This is a genomic window from Bradyrhizobium sp. USDA 4503, assembly GCF_054055815.1.
The window spans coordinates 5363757-5386538 of record NZ_JBSRXS010000001.1 but is presented as its reverse complement, the minus strand read 5'-3'; the positions used below and the strand labels follow the sequence as shown (position 1 = coordinate 5386538).

Genomic DNA, 22782 nt, shown 5'->3' with positions numbered 1-22782 from the left:
CGACCGGGGCGACCAACCGTTGGGCACCTTCCCCAAACAAAAAGAAGCGGTTAGCGCAATTCGTGCAGCAGTGGATCGATGCCTATGAGTTGGCAAGCCACCGCCTGGGCGATCAAGCAGAAAACCGGATCAGCGAGGCGCAAAGCAGTTTTGCTTGCGCTTGCCAACTACGCGGACGCGGACGGAGTCTGTTGGCCTTCCCAGGAGAGGCTCGCCAGGGACACCGAGCAGTCCGTTGATTCCGTTCAGCGTCATTCAAATGCACTAGAGGAGCTAAAGCTCATCAAGCGAGAAGCCATGCCAAAGCGACGGGGGCATTACGCTGGCTATCGCTATAGCCTGGCCATGCAAGCAGACCAACGAGAGGGGACAGAAATGGGTTCGCAAGCGCTCGGCTTGCGGTCCGACCAGGCCGCAAAATGTCGAGAGCCCACGCCGCAGAGCCTGCGGTACAAACCTTCCATAGAACCTTCAGATAAACATTCACGCACAAAGGGCTCCTTCGAGGGCGTGGAAGCCCGCCTCAAGGCCTTCCGAGCAAAGCAGGAATCCGTAGAGGTCATTCAACATCGAATAGCTCAAAGGATTGGCTATGATGGCTGGCTTGTTCTGGGCGATATGAATGACAACCAGCGTCAACGGCTCACCAGACTCGAGCGTCAGGGCAAGTTGGACGATCAGACGCTTCGCAGCGTGGTGTTTGCGGCGCGCAGCCTGGCGCGATCGCAAGGGTGACGGGCGCGGAGGCCCGGGGGGGGGCGAAAGTCTAGGACGCCCCGACCACCCGACCGGTGTGGTTCGTACGCAAAGTTCTGGAATTAAATACAAAAAGCCACACGTAGGCGTCCATTAAGACGACGGAGAATATGCATGATCAAGCGGAAACACTCGCCTGAAACCAAAGCTCGCATGGCAGAACTTATGCGCTCGCGTAGTGCCGAAATAAGCAGGCTTACCAAGGAGCGAATGGCAGATCCTGAAGTGAGGAAGCGAATTCGAGATGGGATGCAAGCCGCTTCGGGAGAGGCGACGGAAATTCAGGTGCTCCGGATGGCCTGGGCGGCTGCGCGGCCATCTGCTCGAACTCGGTTTCTTACCGAGTTGACGAAGGCCGATGAAGATCGACAAGAATGAAAAGAATGTGCAGGGTGGAGGAAGCTGCCAAAATCATCGAGCGACGGTTCAGCAGATCAGTTCGTCGATCCCTACCTGACCAGTGCGGCACCGCAGCTTAGTGTCCTGGCGCGTGAAGCTGGGTCACCTTGGTCGGCCAGCGGCTGACTTCTTCCATAACATCCCATACACGAAGCCTATCATGCCTGAGGTGGCGGTGGTCCCGGATACCTGCCATCAAGAACAGGATGCTGCCCTTGCGCAATCGATGGCTCTTTTCAGTACCGCACCATTTCTACGGAACCGAATGGATCGGGCGGTGTTTCTCTAGATTACGTCCTAACCCGAGGGGTCAGGGATAGGATTGGCATGGACACCTCAAACCGCTTCGAAGCCGCACAGACCAGCGACGACCGGTACCGTCTTCTCGTCGAAGCAATCACTGATTACGCGATCTACATGCTGGATCGCGAGGGTCGCGTAACCAGCTGGAACCCCGGCGCCAGGCGCTTCAAGGGGTATGAAGCGGATGAGATCATTGGTCGACACTTCTCGACCTTTTACACAGATGCTGAACGGTCGCAGAACGTGCCTGCAAAAGCGCTGGCAGAGGCCGAGCGTACCGGTCGTTTCGAGCGCGAGGGCTGGCGCGTTCGCAAGGACGGCTCTCAGTTCTGGGCGCATGTTGTCATCGACGCGATCCGCTCGCCTCAGGGAGAGCTTGTCGGCTTCGCCAAAATCACCCGCGACTTGACCGAGCGAAAGGCTGCCGAGACAAAGCTGCGCGAAAGCGAAGAACAGTTCCGATTGCTGGTTCAAAGTGTTACCGACTACGCCATCTTCATGCTAGATACCAGCGGCCACGTGGCGAGTTGGAACGCGGGCGCGCAGCACATTAAAGGGTATGCCCCTGAAGAGATCATAGGCCGGCACTTTTCCGACTTCTACACGGAAGCCGACCGCGCCGCTGGGCTGCCGCGGATTGGCCTCGAGACGGCAACGCAAAACGGACGCTGGGAGCACGAAGGCCAACGGGTCCGAAAGGACGGCACTGCGTTCTGGGCACACGTCGTAATCGACGCAATACGGGACAAAACAGGCACCCTCCTCGGCTTTGCCAAGATTACACGAGATGTCACCGAACGGCGCGAGGCGGAAGCCGCGCTGCATGCTGCGCAGGCGACCATGATCCGCTCGCAGAAGCTGGAAGCGATCGGGCAACTCACCGGTGGCGTTGCTCACGACTTCAATAACTTGCTCCAGGTCATCGGTGGAAACCTGCAACTGCTGAGCAAAGACATAGTGGGCAATGCCCGGGCCGAGATGCGGGTCCAAAACGCCCTCGGCGGTGTCGCCCGCGGCGCGAAACTTGCCTCTCAATTGCTTGCCTTCGCGAGGCGACAGCCGTTGGAGCCAAGAGTTGTGAACGCCGGCCGTCTCATCAAGAACATGGACGAGATGCTTCGTCGCGCCCTCGGTGGAGAGATCGAAGTCGAAACGGTGGTCGCGGGTGGACTGTGGAACAGCCTCGTCGATCCAGATCAACTGGAAAATGCGGTGTTGAACCTCGCAATCAACGCTCGCGACGCCATGAATGGCGAGGGCCGGCTCACGATCGAGGCAAGCAATGCCTTCCTCGACGACGAATATGTCCGCCAGCATGACGAATTGTCTGCGGGGCAATACGTGATGATCGCGGTCACCGATACCGGCGTCGGCATTCCGCCAGATATTCTGGAACGTGTCTATGAACCATTCTTCACAACCAAGACGGAGGACAAGGGCACGGGCCTCGGCCTCGCTATGGTTTACGGCTTCCTCAAGCAGTCCGGCGGACACGTCAAAATCTACAGCGAGGTCGGTGCCGGGACTACGGTCAAACTATACTTCCCGCGAGCGGTAGCGAGCGAAGACACGCTAATCGGAGCTCCGGCCGGTGAGGTTCGAGGCGGAGAGGAAACCGTACTCGTGGTTGAAGATGACGATGAGGTTCGCGAGGTTGCGGTCTCGATGCTCAGCGAGCTCGGCTACCGCGTGGTTAAGGCGCGAGATGCGGCAAGCGCACTCGTCGTCGTGGACAGCGGCATTCCGATAGACCTGATATTCACCGACGTCATGATGCCGGGCAGCCTGCGTAGCCCGGCCTTGGCGCGAAAGGCCAAGGAGCGATTGCCCAACGTCGCCGTACTATTCACATCCGGCTACACGCAGAACGCCATCGTGCACGGCGGACGGCTCGATCCCGGGGTGGAGCTCCTGGCCAAGCCTTACACGCGCGAGGCGCTCGCGCGGAAAATCAGACATGTATTGGCGAATCAAGCTCAACGGCGCGTGGCTCAAGGGTCACAACACTCGGCCCATGCAAAGACTATTAGGGATGCGACCGTGTTGCTCGTCGAAGACGACCCGCTTATCCGCCTAACGACGACGGAGATGCTGAGCGACATCGGGTGCGAGGTAAAAGAGGCCAGCACGGCAAAGGAGGCCCTGAAGATCCTTGATGAGCAACCTGTGGACGTTTTACTTACGGATGTCGGCCTTCCTGGAGTCTCGGGACTGCAGCTCGCAAGGGACGTCCAGGCGCGTCGGCCCGATCTACGCTTGGTTCTCGCAACAGGTGACAGCGGAGTAAAAGCTGAAGCCGCACGACTGGGCGCGCTATTAATCGTGAAGCCTTACACCCCAGAGTCTCTCCGCCAGGGGTTGGAAAATGCGATGAAGAACCGTCGCTGACTAGATTTGCCTCGCTTGATGGCTAACATGGCCCGCCGGGCGCATCTCCCTGCCGTCCGCCGCCCGCGGCATTTGTCGTCAATGACCAGCCAGTCGCGCGGGCCCCTCAGGCAATAAGGAGCTGCAAGTATTTATAAGCGGCCTCTTTTGGGGTAAAAATGTCCCAACCCAGCCATCTCTCGTCTTTAACTGCGGCCGTCGTAGAGAGAGGAGATGGCACGAGCGAGGGCGGATGTCGGACGATCGTTTGGATGGGCTTAGTCGGATTGCGCTTGCCGCGTTGGTCGACGCCATCCCACAACTTGCGTGGATCGCAGACGCCTCCGGCGACAGATATTGGTACAATCGTCGCTGGTACGAGTACACGGGCACTGATTTCGAACTGATGCGAGGCTGGGGTTGGCAGAAGGTTCATCACCCAGACCATGTGGATCGCGTCGTCGCGAAGATGAAAGCGTCATTCGCAAACGGGACGCCGTGGGAAGACACGTTTCCGTTGCGGGGTAGGGACGGCACTTATCGATGGTTTCTTGCGCAAGCGCTTCCATTTCGTGATTCCGCGGGCCAGATAATTCGTTGGTGCGGAACGAACACTGATATTACTGAGCGCAGAGAGATCGAAAGCGCGCTTCGCGATAGCGAAGAGCAGCTGAGATTACTTGCCTCGATAGTCCACTCAAGCGATGACATCATCGTAAGCAAAACTTTAGATGGCATCATCTCGAGCTGGAACGAAGGTGCCGAACGCGCGTTCGGTTACATGGCGGCGGAGGCAATCGGACAGCCCATTACAATTGTCATTCCGGAAAGCCGCCATGCTGAGGAACGGGAAATACTGTCAAAGGTACGGCGCGGAGAACGCATCGAACATTTCGAGACAATTCGTCAGCGTAAAGATGGTACGCAGATTGTGGTCTCTTTGACTGTCTCTCCTATCAAAAACATAGCGGGCGTTATCGTTGGCGCTTCTAAGATCGCTCGCGACATTACTGAGCAGAAACGCGTACAGGAGCGAATTTCCGTACTTGCACGGGAGGCCGAGCACCGAAGCAAGAATGTGCTCGCCAATGTGAGCGCTATGGTCAATCTGTCGCGGGCCGATTCTGTCGATAAACTAAAACGCTCGGTGCAGGGACGCATCCAGGCTCTCGCGAACGTTCATTCGCTTTTTGCAGCGAGTCGCTGGACCGGAGCGGAACTGACGCTGATCCTCAAGCAGGAGATGGCCCCTTATTCATTTGGCGAGAATGATCGCGTTCGCACGAACGGACCTCAAGTGTTGCTTGAACCGGACCTGGCGCAAGCCATTGCCATTGTCGTCCACGAATTGGTGACGAACGCTTCTAAATACGGCGCCCTATCCACAAGCCACGGCTGTATTGACGTGACGTGGTCCGATTCCGACCGGAAGTTGCAGCTTGTCTGGGCTGAGAGCAATGGTCCGAAAGTGGAGGCGCCGAGCCATACAGGCTTTGGCAGCAAAATCATTCAGGTAATGGCTGTCGAGCGAAAGGGAGCCGTGACTTTTGATTGGCGTCCCGAGGGTATGGTATGCCGGATTAGTTTTCCGCTTTGATCGTATGTCGGCGACGACCTGCTCCTCAAGGTACGCTCACGGATCCTTGGAGCTCAATGTGAAGCGCAGCGGCGAGCGTTCTGCGATCACCTAGCCGGTAAAGCTGAGCAGGCGCTGGAGTGTCAAGGCGCAGGAATATCCCAATCAGGCAAACGCTGCCTCGCGTTCAGCGGGAGCATGATTGCACGTCTGCTGCTCGTTTGGAGTGGAGCGTTCTTCGGTGATGACGGCAAAGCTCGACAGTTGCGCGGGTCCAAAAGCCGTCGATATAGCAACGTCCGCAGCATCGCGGCCTCGCGCAATCACAATACGACCGATGCGCGGATGATTGTGTCGAGCATCGAAGGTGTACCATCGGCCGTCAAGATAGGCTTCAAACCAAGCACTGAAGTCCATTGGGGCAGGATCTTTTGGCACACCAATGTCGCCGAGATAACCTGTGCAATAACGAGCGGGAATGTTGAGGCATCGACAAAGTGTGATGGCTAGATGAGCAAAATCCCGGCATACGCCTCGTTGTTCGTCATGTCCCTCGGCGGCTGTTCGATCGCAGCGCGCATGGTGATAGCCGAACTCGAGCCGGTTATGGACATAGTCGCAGACGGCCTGTGCTCGTTGCCAGCCGCCGATGATGGTGCCGAACTTAGACCAAGCAAAATCGCTGAGCTTTTGCATATCGCAGTAGCGGCTACCGAGCAGGTAGATTAACGCGTCGTCCGGCACTTGATCAATCTCGACCTGCCGGGCATCAGGGGCGATTTCATCCGGTCGGCCGCTATCCGAAATGATGAAGCGATTGTGTATCTCAATTAGGCCGGCTGGCGCGGTCAAACGCGTGCATATATTGCCGAACGAATCGCGATAATCGCGATGCGCGACATCGGGAGAAAAGCTGACTTTATGTTGGGTCAACAAGTCAGCGTGCCGCGACGGATGAACAGTAAGCATGAGGACCATGGGCACGTCTTGAAGGCAGTGGAAGGCTATATCGTAACCGGCTTCGATTTCCATGGTCTTGCCTCGTTGCGTTGGTGTGCAATAAGTTGGATCAACGCAGCGGGTTCCAAATCCAATGTGCTGAAAAGACAGGCAAACATCCCGCCGCGCGGGAGGGGACAGAGAACCAGCTTTCCGTGTAGCTCTTATTCTGTTTTCATAACATCGGATGTGCCGAGCTCGCGTTCTATCAGGCTGCCATGCCGCCGCTGGCGTCGCCGGCGCGCGCAGACACCTCGCGAAGAACGGCGGCCGAGAGTTGGACATTGCATCTTCAGAGATGCGATCAGCAGTACCTGGCCTTTGATCAATAGCGCAAACGTGCCTAAGTGACCAACGCAGCGCAGGTAATCATGTCAGCTTTTGGCCCCGTTGCGGACATCGGGCGAGCTTCGACCGATATCGCTTTCTGAAAAGACGACGGCGGTGAGCCTCTGGTTGACAGCGGCCCGGTAGACAACTGTTGGTCTAAATCTATAGGATGGCTCTGCGTAGATACTTGTTTCTAGATCCTGAGCCGGATCGACCGCCTCCAATGTTTATTCAGAAAACCGAAGGGTAACTGCATGAACGCGATTAATCGACGGATTTTTCCCGCTGTTAGCCTCGCTATATCGATTTGTTTTGCGGCCACCGAACCATCGCGCGCGCAATCCATATCAGCTGCGGAAGCGCAGCAGATTGCCACCGATGCCTATGTCTATGGCTATTCGCTGATCACGACCGAGGTAACCCGCGTGCAGATGAGCAACGTGCCCAAAGTCGAGGGGTTCACAAGTCCCACCGGTGAGTTCGTCAACGTTCCTCGCTATCCGCCTGCGGACTATCGTGGCGTTTCCGCGCCCAATGCCGATACGCTGTATTCCGTTGCCTGGCTCGACCTTACCGAGCCGCAGGTATTCAGCCACCCGGATATGGGCGATCGCTTCTATCTTTTTGAAATCACCGATCTGTGGATGTCGGATTCCGAGCACTCGCCGAGCAAGCGGACGGCCAGCGGCAAGGCCGCCAACTATCTCTTCACCGGCCCGGGTTGGAAGGGCGACGTTCCGGCGGATATGAAGCATTTCCCGATGGCGACGCGTAACATGGTCATTCTCGGTCGTACCTACGCGGACGGCACCGAGGGTGACTACAAGGCCGTCAACGCGCTGCAGGCTCAATACAAGATCACGCCGCTTTCGTCGTGGGGCAAACCATACACGCCGGTCGCGCCTCCGGTGAATCCTAATCCCGGCTTCAGCATGACCGACAAGCCGCAGACGGTCATTCTCGCCATGGGAACGGAGGGTTACTTTAGTTTGATGGCCAAGCTCATGGCTTCCACGGCACCTGCCGCCGCGGCAGATGCACCGATGCTCGCAAGCATGGCGAAGATCGGCATCGTGCCCGGCAAGCCGTTCGAGATGAGCAAGCTCGATCCGGCAGTACAGGAAGCGTTGAAAGACATCCCAAATATCGCCCTTAAAAAGATCGAGGCCAACAAGGAAAACCTCGGTGGGATCGTCGACGGCTGGTCGATCACGAAGGGTCTCGGCACTTACGGTCCCTCCGATTACATGAAGCGCGCAGTTGTGGCGGCCTTCGGTTGGCCCGCGAATCAGGAGCGTGATGCGGTCTATCCGAATACCGAGAAGGACTCGAAAGGACAGAAGCTGAGCGGTGCAAACAAGTACACATTGACGTTTGCAAAGGATGCGACACCACCTGTCAATGGCTTCTGGTCGTTCACCATGTACATGATCGACCAGGGCTGGTGGTTCGTTCCCAATCCGCTGAACAGATTCACCGTCAGCATGCGCGACAATCCAAAGTTCGATCCGGACGGCTCGCTGACCCTCTACTTCCAGAACGAGTCGCCGGGTGCTGACAAGGAGTCGAACTGGTTGCCGGCGCCCAAGGGCGATTTTGTCCTGATGCTGCGAATGTACTGGCCCAAGGACACTGCCCCTTCGATCATCGATGGAAGCTGGAAAGTGCCACAGGTGATCAAGGTCAACTGAATAGAACAGCTGAACTCCGCCGGCGCGAGACCCACAGCGTCGGCGGAAGCATTTTTAGTGCCCGGAGCTTTGCGAGCACTGTAGGCGTCGCTGCGGATGTCAGTTTTTGGCCCTTCACGGACCTCCCGATGGGCGGCGTTGATGTCTGGTTCCTAGATCGATGCGGATGGCGCGTACGAAGACGATCGGTTGTATCTCCAGGGCCCGGCCTTGCTCGTCTAAAGGCCGACTTCTTCCATAACATCGGATAGGCGAATGGTAGAATCCCTCTGGTCGTAGACCGCTGCAGTAAGGACATCTAGCGCTTAGGACGTTCCTCATGGCCGCACGTTCGGTAGAAAGATGGGCTACACCACGACGTGAAACTCCTGCCAGGCGCTCCAGGCAAAGCCGTCATAGACCTGAACCCAAAGATCGTCTGCAACCGCCCCGCTCTGGAAGGTCGTGCTGGCCAGCTGGGCGGCTGTGACATCGATGTTCTGATTGGTCCCCTTGGACACGCCATTGACGACGAAGTGTCCGCTGGAGGCATCCGTCGTCGAATCCCAGAAACGGAAGGTGGACATGCTGTCGCCGTCGCTATCGCTGACCGAGAATAGGCTAGAGGCCGCGATGGTCTGATTGTGGCTGGCGGCATAATTGGGGGCGGCGACCACCGGGGCGTGATTCACCGGCGCGTTGACATGAAACTCTTTCCAAGCGCTCCAAGCCAAGCCGTCAAAGGCGCGTACCCACAAATCGTCCGAGCCCGATCCCGATTGGAACGTCGTGCTGGCGAGCTGAGCGGCGCTGACATCGATGTTCTGATTGGTGCCTTGAGCGGTTCCGGCTACGTCAAAGTGACCGCTGGTTGAATCGCTCGTTGAGTCCCAGAACTGATATTTGGTTATGGTGTCGCTATCGGCGTCGCTGACCGAGAACAGGCTGGAGACCGCGATGATCTGATTGTGGCTGGCGGCATAATCGGGGGCGGCGACCACCGGGGCGTGATTCACCGGCGCGTTGACGTGAAACTCTTTCCAAGCACTCCAGGCCAAGCCGTCATACGCGCGTACCCACAGATCGTCCGATCCCGATCCCGATTGGAACGTCGTGCTGGCGAGCTGAGCGGCGCTGACATCGATGTTCTGATTGGTGCCTTGAGCGGTTCCGGCCACGTCAAAGTGACCGCTGGTTGAATCGCTCGTTGAGTCCCAAAACTGATATTTGGTGATGGTGTCGCTATCGGCGTCGCTGACCGAGAACAGGCTCGAGGCCGCGATGCGCTGATTGTGGCTGGCGGCATAATTGGGAGCGGCGACCACCGGGGCGTGATTCACCGGCGCGTTGACATGAAACTCTTTCCAAGCGCTCCAGGCCAAGCCGTCAAAGGCGCGTACCCACAAATCGTCCGATCCCGATCCCGATTGGAACGTCGTATTGGCGAGCTGAGCGGCGCTGACATCGATGTTCTGATTGGTGCCTTGAGCGGTTCCGGCCACGTCAAAGTGACCGCTGGTTGAATCGCTCGTTGAATCCCAAAACTGATATTTGGTGATGGTGTCGCTATCGGCGTCGCTGACCGAGAACAGGCTCGCGGCCGCGATGCGCTGATTGTGGTTGGCGGCATAATCGGAGGCGGTGACCACCGGGGCCTGGTTCAGCGGCGCGTTGACATGAAACTCTTTCCAAGTACTCCAGGCGAAGCCGTCATAGGCGCGTAACCACAGATCGTCCGATCCCGATCCCGATTGGAACGTCGTATTGGCGAACTGGGCGGCACTGACATCGATGTTCTGATTGGTGCCCTGGGCCGCTCCGCCCACCACAAAGTGGCCGCTGGCTGGATCGCTCGTTGAGTCCCAGAACTGATATTTGGTGATGGCATCGCTATCGGCGTCGCTGACCGAGAATAGGCTCGAGGCCGTGATGCTCTGATTGTGGCTGGCGGCATAATCCGAGGCGGTGACCACGGGAATGTGGTTCACCGGCGGGGTGACATGAAACTCCGCCCAGGCGCTCCAAACGAAGCCGTCGTAGGCGCGTACCCACAGATCATCGAAAACCGCACCCGCCAGGAATGTCGTACGGGCCAGCTGACCTGCACTGACATCAATCGTCTGATTAACGCCTTGAGCGACGTTGCCGACAACAAAATGACCGCTCGCCAGATCAGCCGTTGAATCCCAAAACTGAAATTTCGTGATCGTGTCTGAATCCTGATCCGAAACACTAAAGAGGCTCGACACAGCGATAGCTTGGTTGTGCGAAGTGGCGTTGAAGTCCGGTGCCTGCAAGAGGGGAGAATGGTTTGCGGCTCTTGTTAGAACATCGATGCTGACTGATTGTCCCCACTCAAATCCATCAAAGAGCTCTACCTGCAAGTTGTCGGCGCCAAGCGCGGTTCCGCCCTGCAGCCAGACCGTGTTCAGTTGATCCGCTGCGACCTCAATGCTGCCGCCCTGCGATAGATTGCCTATCGCGGCCGCCCATAAATGCATGCTGTTGCCCTCTGCAGACCTATCGGTAAATCTATAGGCTACGATGGGATCGCCATCGGCGTCCAAGGCCTGCAGCGGGAGATTGTTAAGGCTGATCTGGATCCACTGATTTAGTTCAAGCGAGTATCCTCCGGTTTTGCTCGCGACGGGAGCCTGATTGAACGGGGACGGAGGTGCAACCGTCTCAACTAGCACTTCGGCCCAGTCTGACCAGGCGATTCCGTCATAGGCCCGGATGCTCAAAGATTCCGTTCCTGGATCTTGACCCCCAACCGCCAGCAGTTTCGAGAGATCACTGAACTGGAACGGAGTTCCGGCCGACGAACTGACGTTGGCACCGTCGTAAGTGAGGTAGGCGGTCCCAGCCGATGCATCGTTCTCATAGATTTCGTATAGAGCGGCCAGATCCCCATTGTTGTCGGCATAGCGGATTGCATCCGATATGGGGGACGAAGCGCTGGTCAAAACGACCAGATCATTTGGCAAGACGAAAGGAGAGTCGTTGCCGGCCAGTGTCGTAATCGAGAAGTTGTGCCAATCTCCCCAGTCCTTTCCATCGTAGGAACGCACTTGCATCGACGTTGTGCTCGATGCCCCCAGTGAGCTCGCGCCGACTAACATCAGCTCCTCGAATTGAGTTGCCGTGACAATCGACTGATCCGCTACAGTAGAACCATTAAGCTGCCAGCTCGCCGAGCCGGCGCCGGCAGATCCGACGCCAAGTTGATATGCCGTAATATCATCGCCATTTACATCGTGCGCCCGGATCATTGAGCCTGCGCGAACGGCTTGGCCGCGCATCAATGAGAAGTCATTGGCCTGCACCTCAGGTGCGACATTGCCCGGCATTTCTGTGAGATTGACAGTGCCCCAGTCACTCCAACCGCCGGCGTCGGACGCGCGAAATTGCAAGGTAGCGGTTGAAATGGCCGAAAGGCCACCGGAAGCTCTGTATTCGAGCTTGTCAATGTCTGTCCAGGCGACCGAAATAACCCCGTCCGAACCACTCGTGGCTGGGGCGCCATCGAAATACCAGGAGCCGCTGAGACCGGCACTGACTTTGCCCTCGATCATGCCCAGTGGGTCGCGATTAATATCAGAAACCGAGAATAAGCTGCTGACCGAGAGCTTTTGACCCTGTTGTACTGTGCTGTCGATGCCCGTAACTACGGGCGTCGATTTGGCAAGGCCAGTCGTTATGGTGAACTGCTTCCAGTCGCTCCATTCAACGCCATCAAACGCCCTAACCTCGACGTCATCGGTGATCGTATCATTTTGCGGGTTGCCAGCCATGAATGCGATCGACCCAATGTCTGTGGCTGAGACGTCGGTCGTAAGCCACTGTCCGTCAAATCCCTGCCCCGCATCGAGAGAAATTGTCGACTTTCCCGCACCGAGTTTAAGCCAACCGCCACTGTGTGGGTCGGCATTGTGATCTCTGAATTGATAAGTCAGAATGGAGTCGCCATTTTTGTCGTTGACGCTCACGAGTTGATCGAATGACAGAATTTGCCCTTGTTGCAGTACTCGATCACTCGCGCTGATAACGGGGCGATCGTTGATTGGCTGGGTGGTCAGCACAACCGGCACCCATGTTGACCAAGCAATTCCGTCAAAAGCCCGAACCGAGATGAAATCGTCCACCGGTACGACAGTGTTAGTCGCGCCCGTGAAATGAAGCCGGCCAAACTCGTCCGCGGTCAGTTCCGCGCTGGCCGCAACGCGAACACCGTCGAGTGATATAAAACCAGACCCGGTGTCCGTCGTGTCATCGCGAACCTGAAACTTCGAAACAGGATCGCCGTTTGTATCCGATGCCGTGACGACCGTTGCAAACTGAATTGACTCGCCAAGGTGTACCGATTGCGGCCTAACGCTAAGTGTTGGTGGCACGTTAAAATTGGTCGTGACGGCAAAGCTCGTCCATTGCCCCCAACTGATGCCATCATACGCCCTTACGGCAAGGCCATCGGTAATTGACCTGTCGGCCGCAGATGCACTTGTGAACGTCAGGCCAGAAATGGATGCGCCGCTGACGAAATGATATTCACCAGCGGTGAGAGTGGCACCACTCAGCTTGAACGATCCGCTCGATGCATTCGTGTTCCGATCGTAGATTTCGATTTGTTGAATGGGATCGCCATCTGGATCGGTGATTGTGAACAGCTGGGCGGCTGAGATGTCCGTTCCGCGATCGACTACCAGATTTTTCGCCGTAATAATTGGAGGATTGAAAAACAGCGGATTGGGAAGCGCAAAGACATCCTCAAGCTGGCCGACATCGTCGAACGTGACGCCTGGGCTGGCGGTTTGAAACGTAATGAAGCGACCATCGGCGGAGATTCCCGAAACATTGCTGCCCTGGACGAGCGTCGTTCCGAGAATATCCGAACTGACTTTTGCGAGTTTTCCGGTCGCGAGATCCTTTACAAAAACGTCTGATGATTGGTTGTCATCGCCTGGAACAAAATTGCTTGCCTTGGACTGGAAAACGACAAAACGTCCGTCGGCGGAAATATACCCGTTGGCGCTCGTATCGTTGCCTCCAACGCCAGCTTGTGTTTCGCTGACCCGCTTCAGCGCATTCGTGACGAGGTCCTTCACGAAGATGTCGCCGTGAGCGTTGCTGTCTCCCGGCACAAGATTGTCAGCCCAAGCTATTGAAGAGTACATAACGACCATCGGGCGTAATCGCGCGAAGAACAGAGTCTGCGTTCGCCTGAGTGCCATTTTCGCCTGTACTGACGCGAACCACTGCACCACTCGTCAGTGACTTCACGAAGACGTCCGCGTACCCGTTGGTGTCCCCGACCACGAGGTTGCTGGCATACGAGGTAAACGCGACCTCTCCCGCATCTCTGGTTAGGTCGGGACCCCAACTGTCGCCGTTGCCTTGCACGCCGTCCTTGCTGAGGCTCACGACTCGCGCAAGGCCGGTCGCAATATTGAACAGAACGACGTCAGCGAACTGGTTCGTATCGTTGGACACGATGTTCGTCGCCAAAGTGGAGAACACAATGGCGTCTCCATTGGCGTCGATCCTTGGATCGAAGCTTTGATCATTCGCATTGCCGCCAGTGACAGAGCCGCTTACCAAGGTGATCGCGTCGCTGCTTTGGTTATAGTAGAAGATGTCGCGATAGACATTGTCGTCACCACTCACCAGATTGGTCGCCCAGCTTTCAAAAACGATCTTCTTGCCGTCGCCAGAAACTGATGGGTTGGCGCTGAAGTCATTGGCTTCCAAGCCGGAGAGACCATTGGTCAGCCGACGGGTCGAGCCGCTTTGCAGGTCGCGCAGAAAAATATCTTGCTGCCCAGCATCGTCGCCAGGGACCAGGTTGCTGGCCTGGCTTTCGAACACCAGATATCGCCCGTCAGCCGAGAACGCAGAGCGTCCGCTGTCGCCGTTGCCACCCAGCAAATTCGGCGCTAGCGACTCGCGCCTAAGCTCGGAAACCGTCAAGTTGATCGCGGAGATCTGAAACTCGGCGGTGTCGCTCCAATTAGTGCCGTCGCTTACTCTCAACTTGACGATGTCGACTGTATCGGCGGGGCCAGCAATGTAAGTCAGATTTGATAGATCGGCGGGACTGATCCGAAAGGGTGTTGAGTCCCTGGATACCCCATTCAAAACAAAGTGCCCGCCCGCGACCGAGGAGTTCAGGTCCTGAAACTCGAGCGTCGTTATCGTGTCCGAGCCATTCTTGTCCGTAGCCCGAAACAGAGATTGGGCTGAAACCGCATGTCCGGCCGTGATTTGCTGATCCGTGACCGTTAGCGTAGGACGCCAGTTAGGATGTGCATCGTACAGCGGATTAGCGATGGCATAGACGTTGCCATTTCCGCCAAAGGTTAGGGTGCGCCCGTCCGACGAAACGCCGATCGCGAACTCAGTTCCGTCAGAGACAATCAGGCCGGTGAAGTTTGCGATCCGATCCGTTGCTGTGTCATAGACGTATCCGCCGGAGGGAGGTGGAAAAGGGGAGTTTGTTTTCGGCGTAGCATAATAGGAAAAGACGATGTAGCGGCCGTCCTCCGAGATCACTGGGCCGAATGCACCGTTGTCCATACCGGCCGTGAGCCGCTTGATCTCTCCCGTTTCTGTATCTTTCAGGAAAATATCGGTTCGGCCATTAGTGTCGCCGACCACTAGGTTGGGGGCGTCGCTCTCAAAGGCCACGTATCTCCCATCGCCCGAGATGCTGGCATTTCTCGATGAACCTTGGGCCTGCGAGCCGTCACCCGCGATGCTGACGAGGAACGTCTGTCCAGTAAAAAGATCACGGACGAAAACATCTTCCGTTCCGTTTGTGTCAACCGCGACTAGCTTCGTGGATTGACTAGAAAATGCGATATACCTGCCATCGGAAGAGAAGTTTCCAAGTGTACTGGAGCCGATCGGGCCCGTGTTATCGACGGTCGTCGTAACTCTATAGAGTGCGCCGGTCGTTATGTCGCGGGCAAAGAGATCGTAGCTTCCGTCCAAGTCTCCTGCGACAAGATTGTTGGCAGCGGTGCCGAACGATACATAGCGACCGCTCTGCGAGATCCCGCCGAACGCTACGTCAGATTGCTGGCCTTTGCCGCTCAGATCATAGCTGACGAGATCGACTTGTCCGTTCTCCAGATTCTTGACAAAAACGTTATCGTAGTAGTGAAGGACTGGAATGAATTGATGCGTTACCGGATCAATGAAGCCTGCTCCGGTATTGACACCTTCAATCCAGCCCGAATCTTGCGGATTGCCGACGAAAGCCAGGTACTTTCCGTCGAATGACAGGGCTTGATGAGCTTCATAAAGCCCGGTCCGAACATTACCCATCAGGGGGCTTCCGGTGGAGCTTGTCGACAGCAGTCGAACTTCACCAGTCTTTAGGTCTCGCGAGTAGATTTCCTGGTAGCTTCCTGCTGTGGTTGGCGTTGCGCTAAGCACGTCGGTAGCGAAAGTGTTGAACAATACAAAGCGACCGTTGGCGCTGACCGAGCCGCCATATGCGGGCGCGTTCAGTGCGCCGTGGATCGGGTCTTCGGAAACTCGCGTAAGCAGCAGCGGATCAACCATGAATTCCGAAGCATCGAGCTTACCGCTGGTCAGGCTCGCGGATTGGATGACAAAGGAGAACCCGTTGACGCTGGAGGAATTGGCCGCGATGGCGCTTGACAGCGTCAGCGCGCCGGCTGGCGCGGCCGGGGCAACTTCCCATAACTTCTTGAGATCGTAGTGCTGCTCACGTCCCAAAGAGTCTCCGAACGTGAGCCTTTCAATGGAACTTGCAGCAGATCCCATATCCACTATTCGGATAGTGGTAGAGACGCCTAGGTCGAGATAGGACAGTAGAAGATCGTTGCCGCTTCGCAAAAGCGATAGCTTGGATGGATCGATGAACGCTCGGCCCTGGAAGAAGCTGTCCCGCGTTCCTGGATCCCTCAGCGTCCGCAGCGCGGCATCTTCTGAGATTGGGCGGGGCAAGAGAATTAACTCGTCGATTCCGCCGCTGTCGTTGATCGCGGGTGAACTTCCGAGGGTGATAAAGAACTTGTCGCTTTGGTTTCCACCAAATGCTTTTGCACTTCCGGCTAGTATAACGAACTTGTCTACTCCGCCGTTCCCACTGCCGCCGCCATAGAGAATGTCACGGCCATTCGCGACGAGCGTTTCGTTATTGTGGCTCCCGATGAACAATTGATCCTTGCTTGCAAAATCAGGATTTCCTAGTGGGGCATTGAGGTAGAAAGACGACGCTTGATTCCAGAGTGCGGGGCGGCCTCCCAATACGACGTATTGCGGCGCTTTGTCTGCCAGAGAAGGGTTCGATTTCAGAAAGTCTTGATTGGGATGGCCAGCCAGAAAGGTCTCTATTCGTTCGATCTCGAGTGCATAAAGATCGGCTGAATGATGGGCCTTACTCCAGCGCGTGGTGTTGGCGCTATCGTCTAACTGGATATCGATGTCGACGGTTCTACCCGCCAGTACATTTCCGCCCAGGTTGATTGGCTGGGTTAGGTTTCGCGCAATATCGTTGGTGTTTTCGAAGTTTACGATCGCGTCATTTGGGCTTCCGCTCCCGGCGCCGAGCGGCGCCAATGTGACGCCCTGAACGTTGAGAGTTGGATAGAGGGAATGCAGATGCTGGTACCAGAGTTGAACGGGCACCGTACCCAGACTGTGTCCGGTCAAGAGGACTTGGGTTACACCATTATCGACAATGTATTTCTCAAGTGCAGCATGTAGTGCGTCAAAGTCGTGATAGTAACTTTCACGGGCTGTGGCCAAAGGCCAGTCCGCGGTATCGCGCAACTCATCGCTTCCACGATAGGCGACGACAAGTGTCCGAGCACCGTTCATGTTTCCAACGACAATCAGGGCGGCGGCATTGGCGTTGGTAAATATGCCGTTGATAGTATTTGCGACCGATCCGCCGTTCACGGACAGGTCCAGTTGCAACGGCTTCCATCCAGCGGAGAGTGAACTGAGGTCGACGATCGGCTTGTAGGCAGCGACGGCAAACTTCGCGAGTTCTGTATAGAGATGATTGACGGCGACGTCGGCGAATGCCGTACCTTTCAGGCTAACCGTGACCGGTGCGCTCCAATCGATTCCGTCATAGGCCCGGATCTGGATCTTATCCGCGATGTCGCTGGCCGCTGGTAAGAATTCGAGCCTCGATAGATCCTCGTACGACAGGTTGGAAACCGGCTGATGAGGTCGTTGTGCGATTCCATTCAGTTTTAGGAAGCCATTGCCATCCGTCAGGTCGATGACCTCAAATCTCAAATTTCGCAGTTCTCCGTCAGGATCTTGTGCTTCGATCAGCGCGCCGATCTTGACGGTCTCCTCAGATCCCAGTGTCCGATCGCCCTTACTGGTGACAACCGGCACTCTGTTGATTGCCGTGATCGTGAAGCTGGCTGGTGCACTATGGTCAATTCCGTCGCTCACCACGACCGAAAGCTTATCTATGCCGGCGGCGCCGCTAACTTTGTATTTTAGGACCTGGAGTTCCGCTGCAGTGAACGTCGTCTGATTGATTTTCGTGACGCCGTCGAAGGTAAAGTATCCGCCCCCAGTGCTATTCGCCAACCGCGGCTGAAACGCATCTGTGAAAGTGTATGTTAGATTTGGCGTGTCGGTGACATCGCGGTCGATGCCCACCACTGCTTGAGAGAGTTCGATAATCGTTCCCGTGAGGGCCGACTGGCTGATCGCCGCTCCAATGAACGGCTTTTGATTTTGCACCGTTCCGGTGACGGTCGCAGCATTACCCCATAGGCCTGTCGAAGCGTCCTTTGCTTTAATGGTTATGCTGACGTTTTGAAGCGGTGAGTCGGTGGTGACAAATACGAGATGCGCAATTTGATCACTTGTATACTCACGCCCGGCATCCGAGATCGTGCCGTCCAGCATCAAATGACCAGCTCGCGGATTTTGATTAGCTACGTAGAATTTGCTTGGAGCCTGCTCATCGGTCCAACTAAAGAGATTTGAGAGATTGTACGTTTGATCGCGAAAAAATGTCCGCGCAACTGTCGTAAGTTTTGGAGCGTAGTCGACGCTCACGCTTATGACGTAGCTATAAAGCCCGTAAATGTCGTAGAGAGTTACGATGCCGGACCCGTTTAATACAACGTCTCCATGCCGCGCGTAAGTTCTTGGTAGGCCGAAGTCATACTGGCCGATGAAGTTCAGAGTGAGGTCGTAGTGGAGCTTTCCTGGCCCGGTGACCGAAGCGTACAGGTAGTCATCGAAGTTTAGAACTTGAACGGAATTTGGGCCATAGCTCGCCGGCGTTCGAGAAAAATCAGAGAGGGTGATATACTCATCTCGACCGATAAATCCGTATCGATTCTCAAGGATTGAAAACCTTGAACTCGACTGCATCCGAGTCCCCCGTGCCTTTGGCAATAATTTTGGAAAAAATCTTCGATCGGTGTCCTTGTGGCAGCAACCATCGTTGCCTCAGCAATGAAAGCTGAGGCTGTGATCTGGTCAGCTGTGCAGGTCTCGCAAGTTTTGAGCGCCCATCCGTCGAAACCAAGGGCGCACCATTCATAATCGGCGCAAGCAGCAAAGTGATTTCTAAGTAAAGTGAACCAAGCTAGCCTAAGGGCAATTTGGATTAGCGTAACGATGGCCTAGGCCTATTGCGACGAAATGTCACGGCCGGGGAGTAGACCCTAACTGGCCATCGCTGCCCCATGCTGAACCTTTGGAGTCCGCGGTGGGCAGCCCGATCAAACTGGAGGTGGGATTGTTAGTTGAGCCCGCTGGCCGACGTCTTCCATAACTTTCAATACGCGAATGAAGCCAACTTTATTCAAGGGCTGCCGAACAGGGTAGACCGTTAGGCCGCGGTCGACTCGGATTCCGTGATCCGCTGGAATTCAAATAGCAGCTCCTGGAAGTGCTTTGCCAGATAGCCAACGACTTTGCCGTTGCGCAGGAGTTTTGAGAGGTAGCCGACCGCCAACACCAGATCGAGATGGTCGGTGCCATAGGTCTGTTCGGCGACCTTGAACTCTCGGGCGAGCGACGCGGATTCCCGTTCCATCAGTGCAACTTGCTCGTCCGACAGCCCCTTGGGCTGGCGCGGTGTGTAGCCGGACGCTAATTGACCGCGTGGGGTCGCCACCACCAGCGAACGCACATAGCTATTCGAGAAATTGTTCATCGCGATCATTAGCTCCGCGGCCTCGATCTGCCTGATCGGGGCCAGTTTGCGCAGCTCTGAAAACGTATTGAGGGTCAGATGTTTCTCTTTGAGCAGCTCAACCGCCTCGGCGCAGATACCATCCAAGAGTTTGCGCCGGCGACGGATGCTCGCGACGTCGACATTAAGGGCTTTTGCGATCCGCGCCTCTGAGACGCCCTTCTCGATCGCTTTGAGGATCATTCGATGTTCCTGAATGATCGCGATACGGTTGACCCGCTTGTTATAGGTGAAGGCTTCGTCTTCGGTCGACACCAGACATTCGATCTCCACCAGGCCGGAATCCTTCAAGACCTCCAATCGCAGATGACCATCGAGCAGCAGAAATTTGCCACTTGCGTCCCGGCTCCGCGCCACGACCGGCGGCTCGACCAGTCCGATTTCTGCGATCGAGGCCGCGATTTGGCGGTATTTTGCCGAGCGCTTGACCTCCTCTGACACCAGCTTGAGGGGCTGGATATCGGCAAGTCGGACGGTGAGCGTGCGCTCCTCAAAGCCCATCCGGACTGAAATATGAGGCCGGCGCACCATGGCTCAGCCCTGGCCGTGCAGCCGAACGGCAAGATTCTTCGGCAAAGTATCGAGCTTTTCACCTTCCAGGATAGATAGAAAGTCCGGCTCGGTCAGGAGCTTCCGTAAAGCCTCCAGAATGAAGACCAGCCGCGCCTTCGTGCTGTTGGATTTGCGGACCAAGACCCGCTTGCGGTCGACGTCCTGCCGATAGGCACGGAGCAGGGCGTTCGAGCTGATCGGGGCGTCGTCGCCCCGGCGTGGGCCGGTCTTGTATCCCTTGCCGCGGCGCCGCCGCTGCTCGATCAATTTCTTGGCCGCAAGCAGGCGCTGGCCTCGCAATAGCTTTTCCTCGTACGCGTGTTGCAAGACGTTTTGAACGTCATTGTCTTCGGCCTGGGAGATCAAGACGGCGATGCTGACCGGCAGTTGCCCGGCCTCGACTGCGCGCAACAACCGCTGTTCGCCATTCTCCAACAAGTTGCTGACACCCCTCACATATTCGACGGTCAGTCCGGTCTTGCGGGCGATGTCATCGAACTCGTATCCTCTCTGCCGCAGACCGTCGATGTCGTGCAGCAGGTCAATCGAGCGGTGTTGGCGCCTGGCGCAATTCTCAACCAGGCTCATGATCGCGCTGTCCTCATTGGTCGCATCGATGACGATTGCCGGGATCTCTCGCTGCCCAAGCGCTTGGTAGGCCTCGAGCCGCCCTTGGCCACAGACAAGATCGTAGCGCGGCTCGCCGTCACCTGCTTTTCGCTTCACCGTGATCGGCCGCTTTAACCCGAGTTCAGCGACGCTAGTCACAATCTCCTTGAAGACGCGCCGGTTGCGAGCCCGCGGGTTCACCACATCGATCGCGCCGATCGAAACCATGTCAATGGATTGAACCAAGCCCATAGCTAACCTCCATCAATTGCGAACGCGCGGCGAGTTCAAATAGCATATCCAAGGTGTCGAAGCGGTACGCATCCAGCGCCAAACCATTGTCTTCGGCGAGCGAAGCACGCGAGTGCTCAATCTCGAACCGCGGCAAGAGATAGTAGTCGAGGATGGCGCTGTTCATCTGGTTCATGCGTATCGCGACGGTGATGTCCGGGCGCAGGCCGGCATCGAATCGGATTTTCCACCGGTGTGAGCCGGCCAGCGTCTCCTGTGCACGAACCAAACATAACGAGGTCGTGAATTCGTCATTGACCGAAAGCAGGTCGGTCTCGACGTTCTGCTCGACCGTGCCGCCAATCTCCTCGATCCCGCGAATCGTTGTCTCAATCAAGTCTGGATACATCCGCCGCAGTGCCCGGTTGATCTCAATATAGCGGTAGTCTCGCTCCGGGCTGAAACCGATCAATTCATATGCCCGGATAAGGCTTCCGAAACGGGAACGGTAGGCGCTGCTCGAGGGCCCAAACTCTAACTCATCAATGATGATGCCGGACAAATAGCCGTGCTTCTCGAGCAGGCCGCGCAGCAAGTCCAGCAATTCTTCATCGGAGTAGGTGTTGGCGCGATCGTTGATGATCTTCTGCGCTGCCTGGAAGGTCTCGTCATCGACAATCGAGTCGAACGCTTTGTCGTGCCGAACCCAGCGCTCGGGTGGGTTATGGACTCGGTGACCCTTCAGCTTGCAGGAGCAGCGGTTCCAGACATTGTTGCCGACATACTTCTCGTTGATCAGGATCTGGTGCACCGTGGCCCTACTCCAAGGGCGACCGAGATCAGTCAGGATTCTTCTGTCGTTGAGGACGGTCGCGATCTCGCGCTCGGCTTTGGCGTGATGCACGAAACTATCGTAGATAAAGCGGATGGTCTCGATTTCTTCATCCGGGCCAGGAATTAGGACGATGCGATCGGTCTGGATGCTTTTGTGTTCACCGCGAACTAGTTCTCCTTTGGGTACACCATTCTGATCGATCAATTGTCGCCGCAGCCCGAAGCCGGCCGGCCCGCCTTGACGATAGCCAAGTTCGATCAATCGGCGCTGCCCAGCAAAAACCTTAACGGATAGCTCGCGGCTGTATTCGCCGGCCATCGCTCGCTTGACGCCTTTCACGATAGTCGAAACGGGGCTTCCATCATTTTCGAACTGTTCGGCGCAATAGCGCACCGAGATGCCCGCACGTTTGCAGATGTATTCGTAATAAGCGCTTTCATCAGCATCTTGAAAGCGGCCCCAGCGACTGACGTCATAAACCAGAATAGTCGAGAAGTCCGCCGCGCCGCTTTGCACATCCTCGATGAGCTGCTTTAGCGCGTCTCGGTCATCTAGATTTAGGCCGCTCTTGCCGCTGTCTTCGTAAGTTGTCTGTATCTGAAAGCCATGCCGAGCAGCATAGTCCCGAATCGCCTGTGATTGGTTGGCGGTTGAGTACTGTTGATGGTCGGTCGACATTCGCACGTATTCTGCCGCAAGCGGCCGCGGCTCGACTCGCTCCATTGCGGAAGTAGGTAAGTTTGATGATTCGAAGACGGTCATGACTGCCCCACTAACGTCAAGAAGGGGTGATGAACTGTCCGGGACGACGAGACTATATGCATCCCTGGCGGAAAAATGCTTCCTAAAGCGGGCAGATCTCTTCCAGTAGATTATGAGGCGCTAGCCACTGACTATGCGCTGCTGATTGCAGAAGTACTCCGCTCTGAGCTGGGTGATACCC

The 22782-nt window shown here is 56.3% G+C and carries 11 protein-coding genes; 5 read left to right on the top strand and 6 right to left on the bottom strand.

From position 1 onward, the window contains the following. Positions 1-84 precede the first annotated feature (84 nt). From ACVMIH_RS25750 to ACVMIH_RS25735, 4 genes are all read left to right on the top strand, one after another. Positions 85-735, top strand: a complete 651-nt coding sequence (locus ACVMIH_RS25750; RefSeq protein WP_456863854.1) for a helix-turn-helix domain-containing protein — start codon at positions 85-87, stop codon at positions 733-735. 135 nt (positions 736-870) lie between these two features. Beyond that, positions 871-1134, top strand: a complete 264-nt coding sequence (locus tag ACVMIH_RS25745; protein WP_456706866.1) for a hypothetical protein — start codon at positions 871-873, stop codon at positions 1132-1134. Between the two features lie 348 nt (positions 1135-1482). After that, positions 1483-3846: a PAS domain S-box protein gene (locus ACVMIH_RS25740; RefSeq protein WP_456863851.1), complete on the top strand. Its 2364-nt coding sequence runs from the start codon at positions 1483-1485 to the stop codon at positions 3844-3846. 232 nt (positions 3847-4078) lie between these two features. After that, the gene (locus ACVMIH_RS25735; RefSeq protein ID WP_456863848.1) at positions 4079-5422 is read left to right on the top strand and encodes a sensor histidine kinase; all 1344 of its coding nucleotides are present in this window, start codon (positions 4079-4081) and stop codon (positions 5420-5422) included. Between the two features lie 144 nt (positions 5423-5566). Here the strand turns inward: ACVMIH_RS25735 and ACVMIH_RS25730 are convergent, their stop codons facing one another. After that, positions 5567-6433 (bottom strand): transglutaminase-like domain-containing protein, encoded by an 867-nt coding sequence (locus ACVMIH_RS25730; RefSeq protein ID WP_456863845.1) that lies wholly within the window; start codon positions 6431-6433, stop codon positions 5567-5569. A gap of 551 nt (positions 6434-6984) precedes the next feature. Here ACVMIH_RS25730 and ACVMIH_RS25725 point away from each other — a divergent pair. Continuing rightward, the gene (locus ACVMIH_RS25725; RefSeq protein WP_456863842.1) at positions 6985-8421 is read left to right on the top strand and encodes a DUF1254 domain-containing protein; all 1437 of its coding nucleotides are present in this window, start codon (positions 6985-6987) and stop codon (positions 8419-8421) included. Positions 8422-8768: 347 nt separating this feature from the next. On the opposite strand, the gene ACVMIH_RS25720 is transcribed toward ACVMIH_RS25725, so the two are convergent. The 5 genes from ACVMIH_RS25720 to ACVMIH_RS25700 all read right to left on the bottom strand — a co-directional run bounded on the left by ACVMIH_RS25720 (position 8769) and on the right by ACVMIH_RS25700 (position 22601). Continuing rightward, on the bottom strand, positions 8769-13583 hold the full coding sequence (locus tag ACVMIH_RS25720; RefSeq protein WP_456863840.1) for a hypothetical protein: 4815 nt from the start codon (positions 13581-13583) through the stop codon (positions 8769-8771). Continuing rightward, on the bottom strand, positions 13549-18783 hold the full coding sequence (locus ACVMIH_RS25715; RefSeq protein ID WP_456863837.1) for a hypothetical protein: 5235 nt from the start codon (positions 18781-18783) through the stop codon (positions 13549-13551). Before ACVMIH_RS25715 ends, ACVMIH_RS25720 begins: the two co-directional genes overlap by 35 nt. Positions 18784-19246: 463 nt before the next feature. Next, on the bottom strand, positions 19247-20143 hold the full coding sequence (locus tag ACVMIH_RS25710) for a plasmid partitioning protein RepB C-terminal domain-containing protein (RefSeq protein ID WP_456863834.1): 897 nt from the start codon (positions 20141-20143) through the stop codon (positions 19247-19249). Positions 20144-20146: 3 nt separating this feature from the next. Beyond that, positions 20147-21025, bottom strand: a complete 879-nt coding sequence (locus ACVMIH_RS25705; RefSeq protein ID WP_456863831.1) for a ParB/RepB/Spo0J family partition protein — start codon at positions 21023-21025, stop codon at positions 20147-20149. After that, the gene (locus tag ACVMIH_RS25700; protein ID WP_456863828.1) at positions 21003-22601 is read right to left on the bottom strand and encodes a recombinase family protein; all 1599 of its coding nucleotides are present in this window, start codon (positions 22599-22601) and stop codon (positions 21003-21005) included. The genes ACVMIH_RS25705 and ACVMIH_RS25700 overlap by 23 nt, the downstream gene beginning before the upstream one ends. Positions 22602-22782 lie beyond the last annotated feature (181 nt).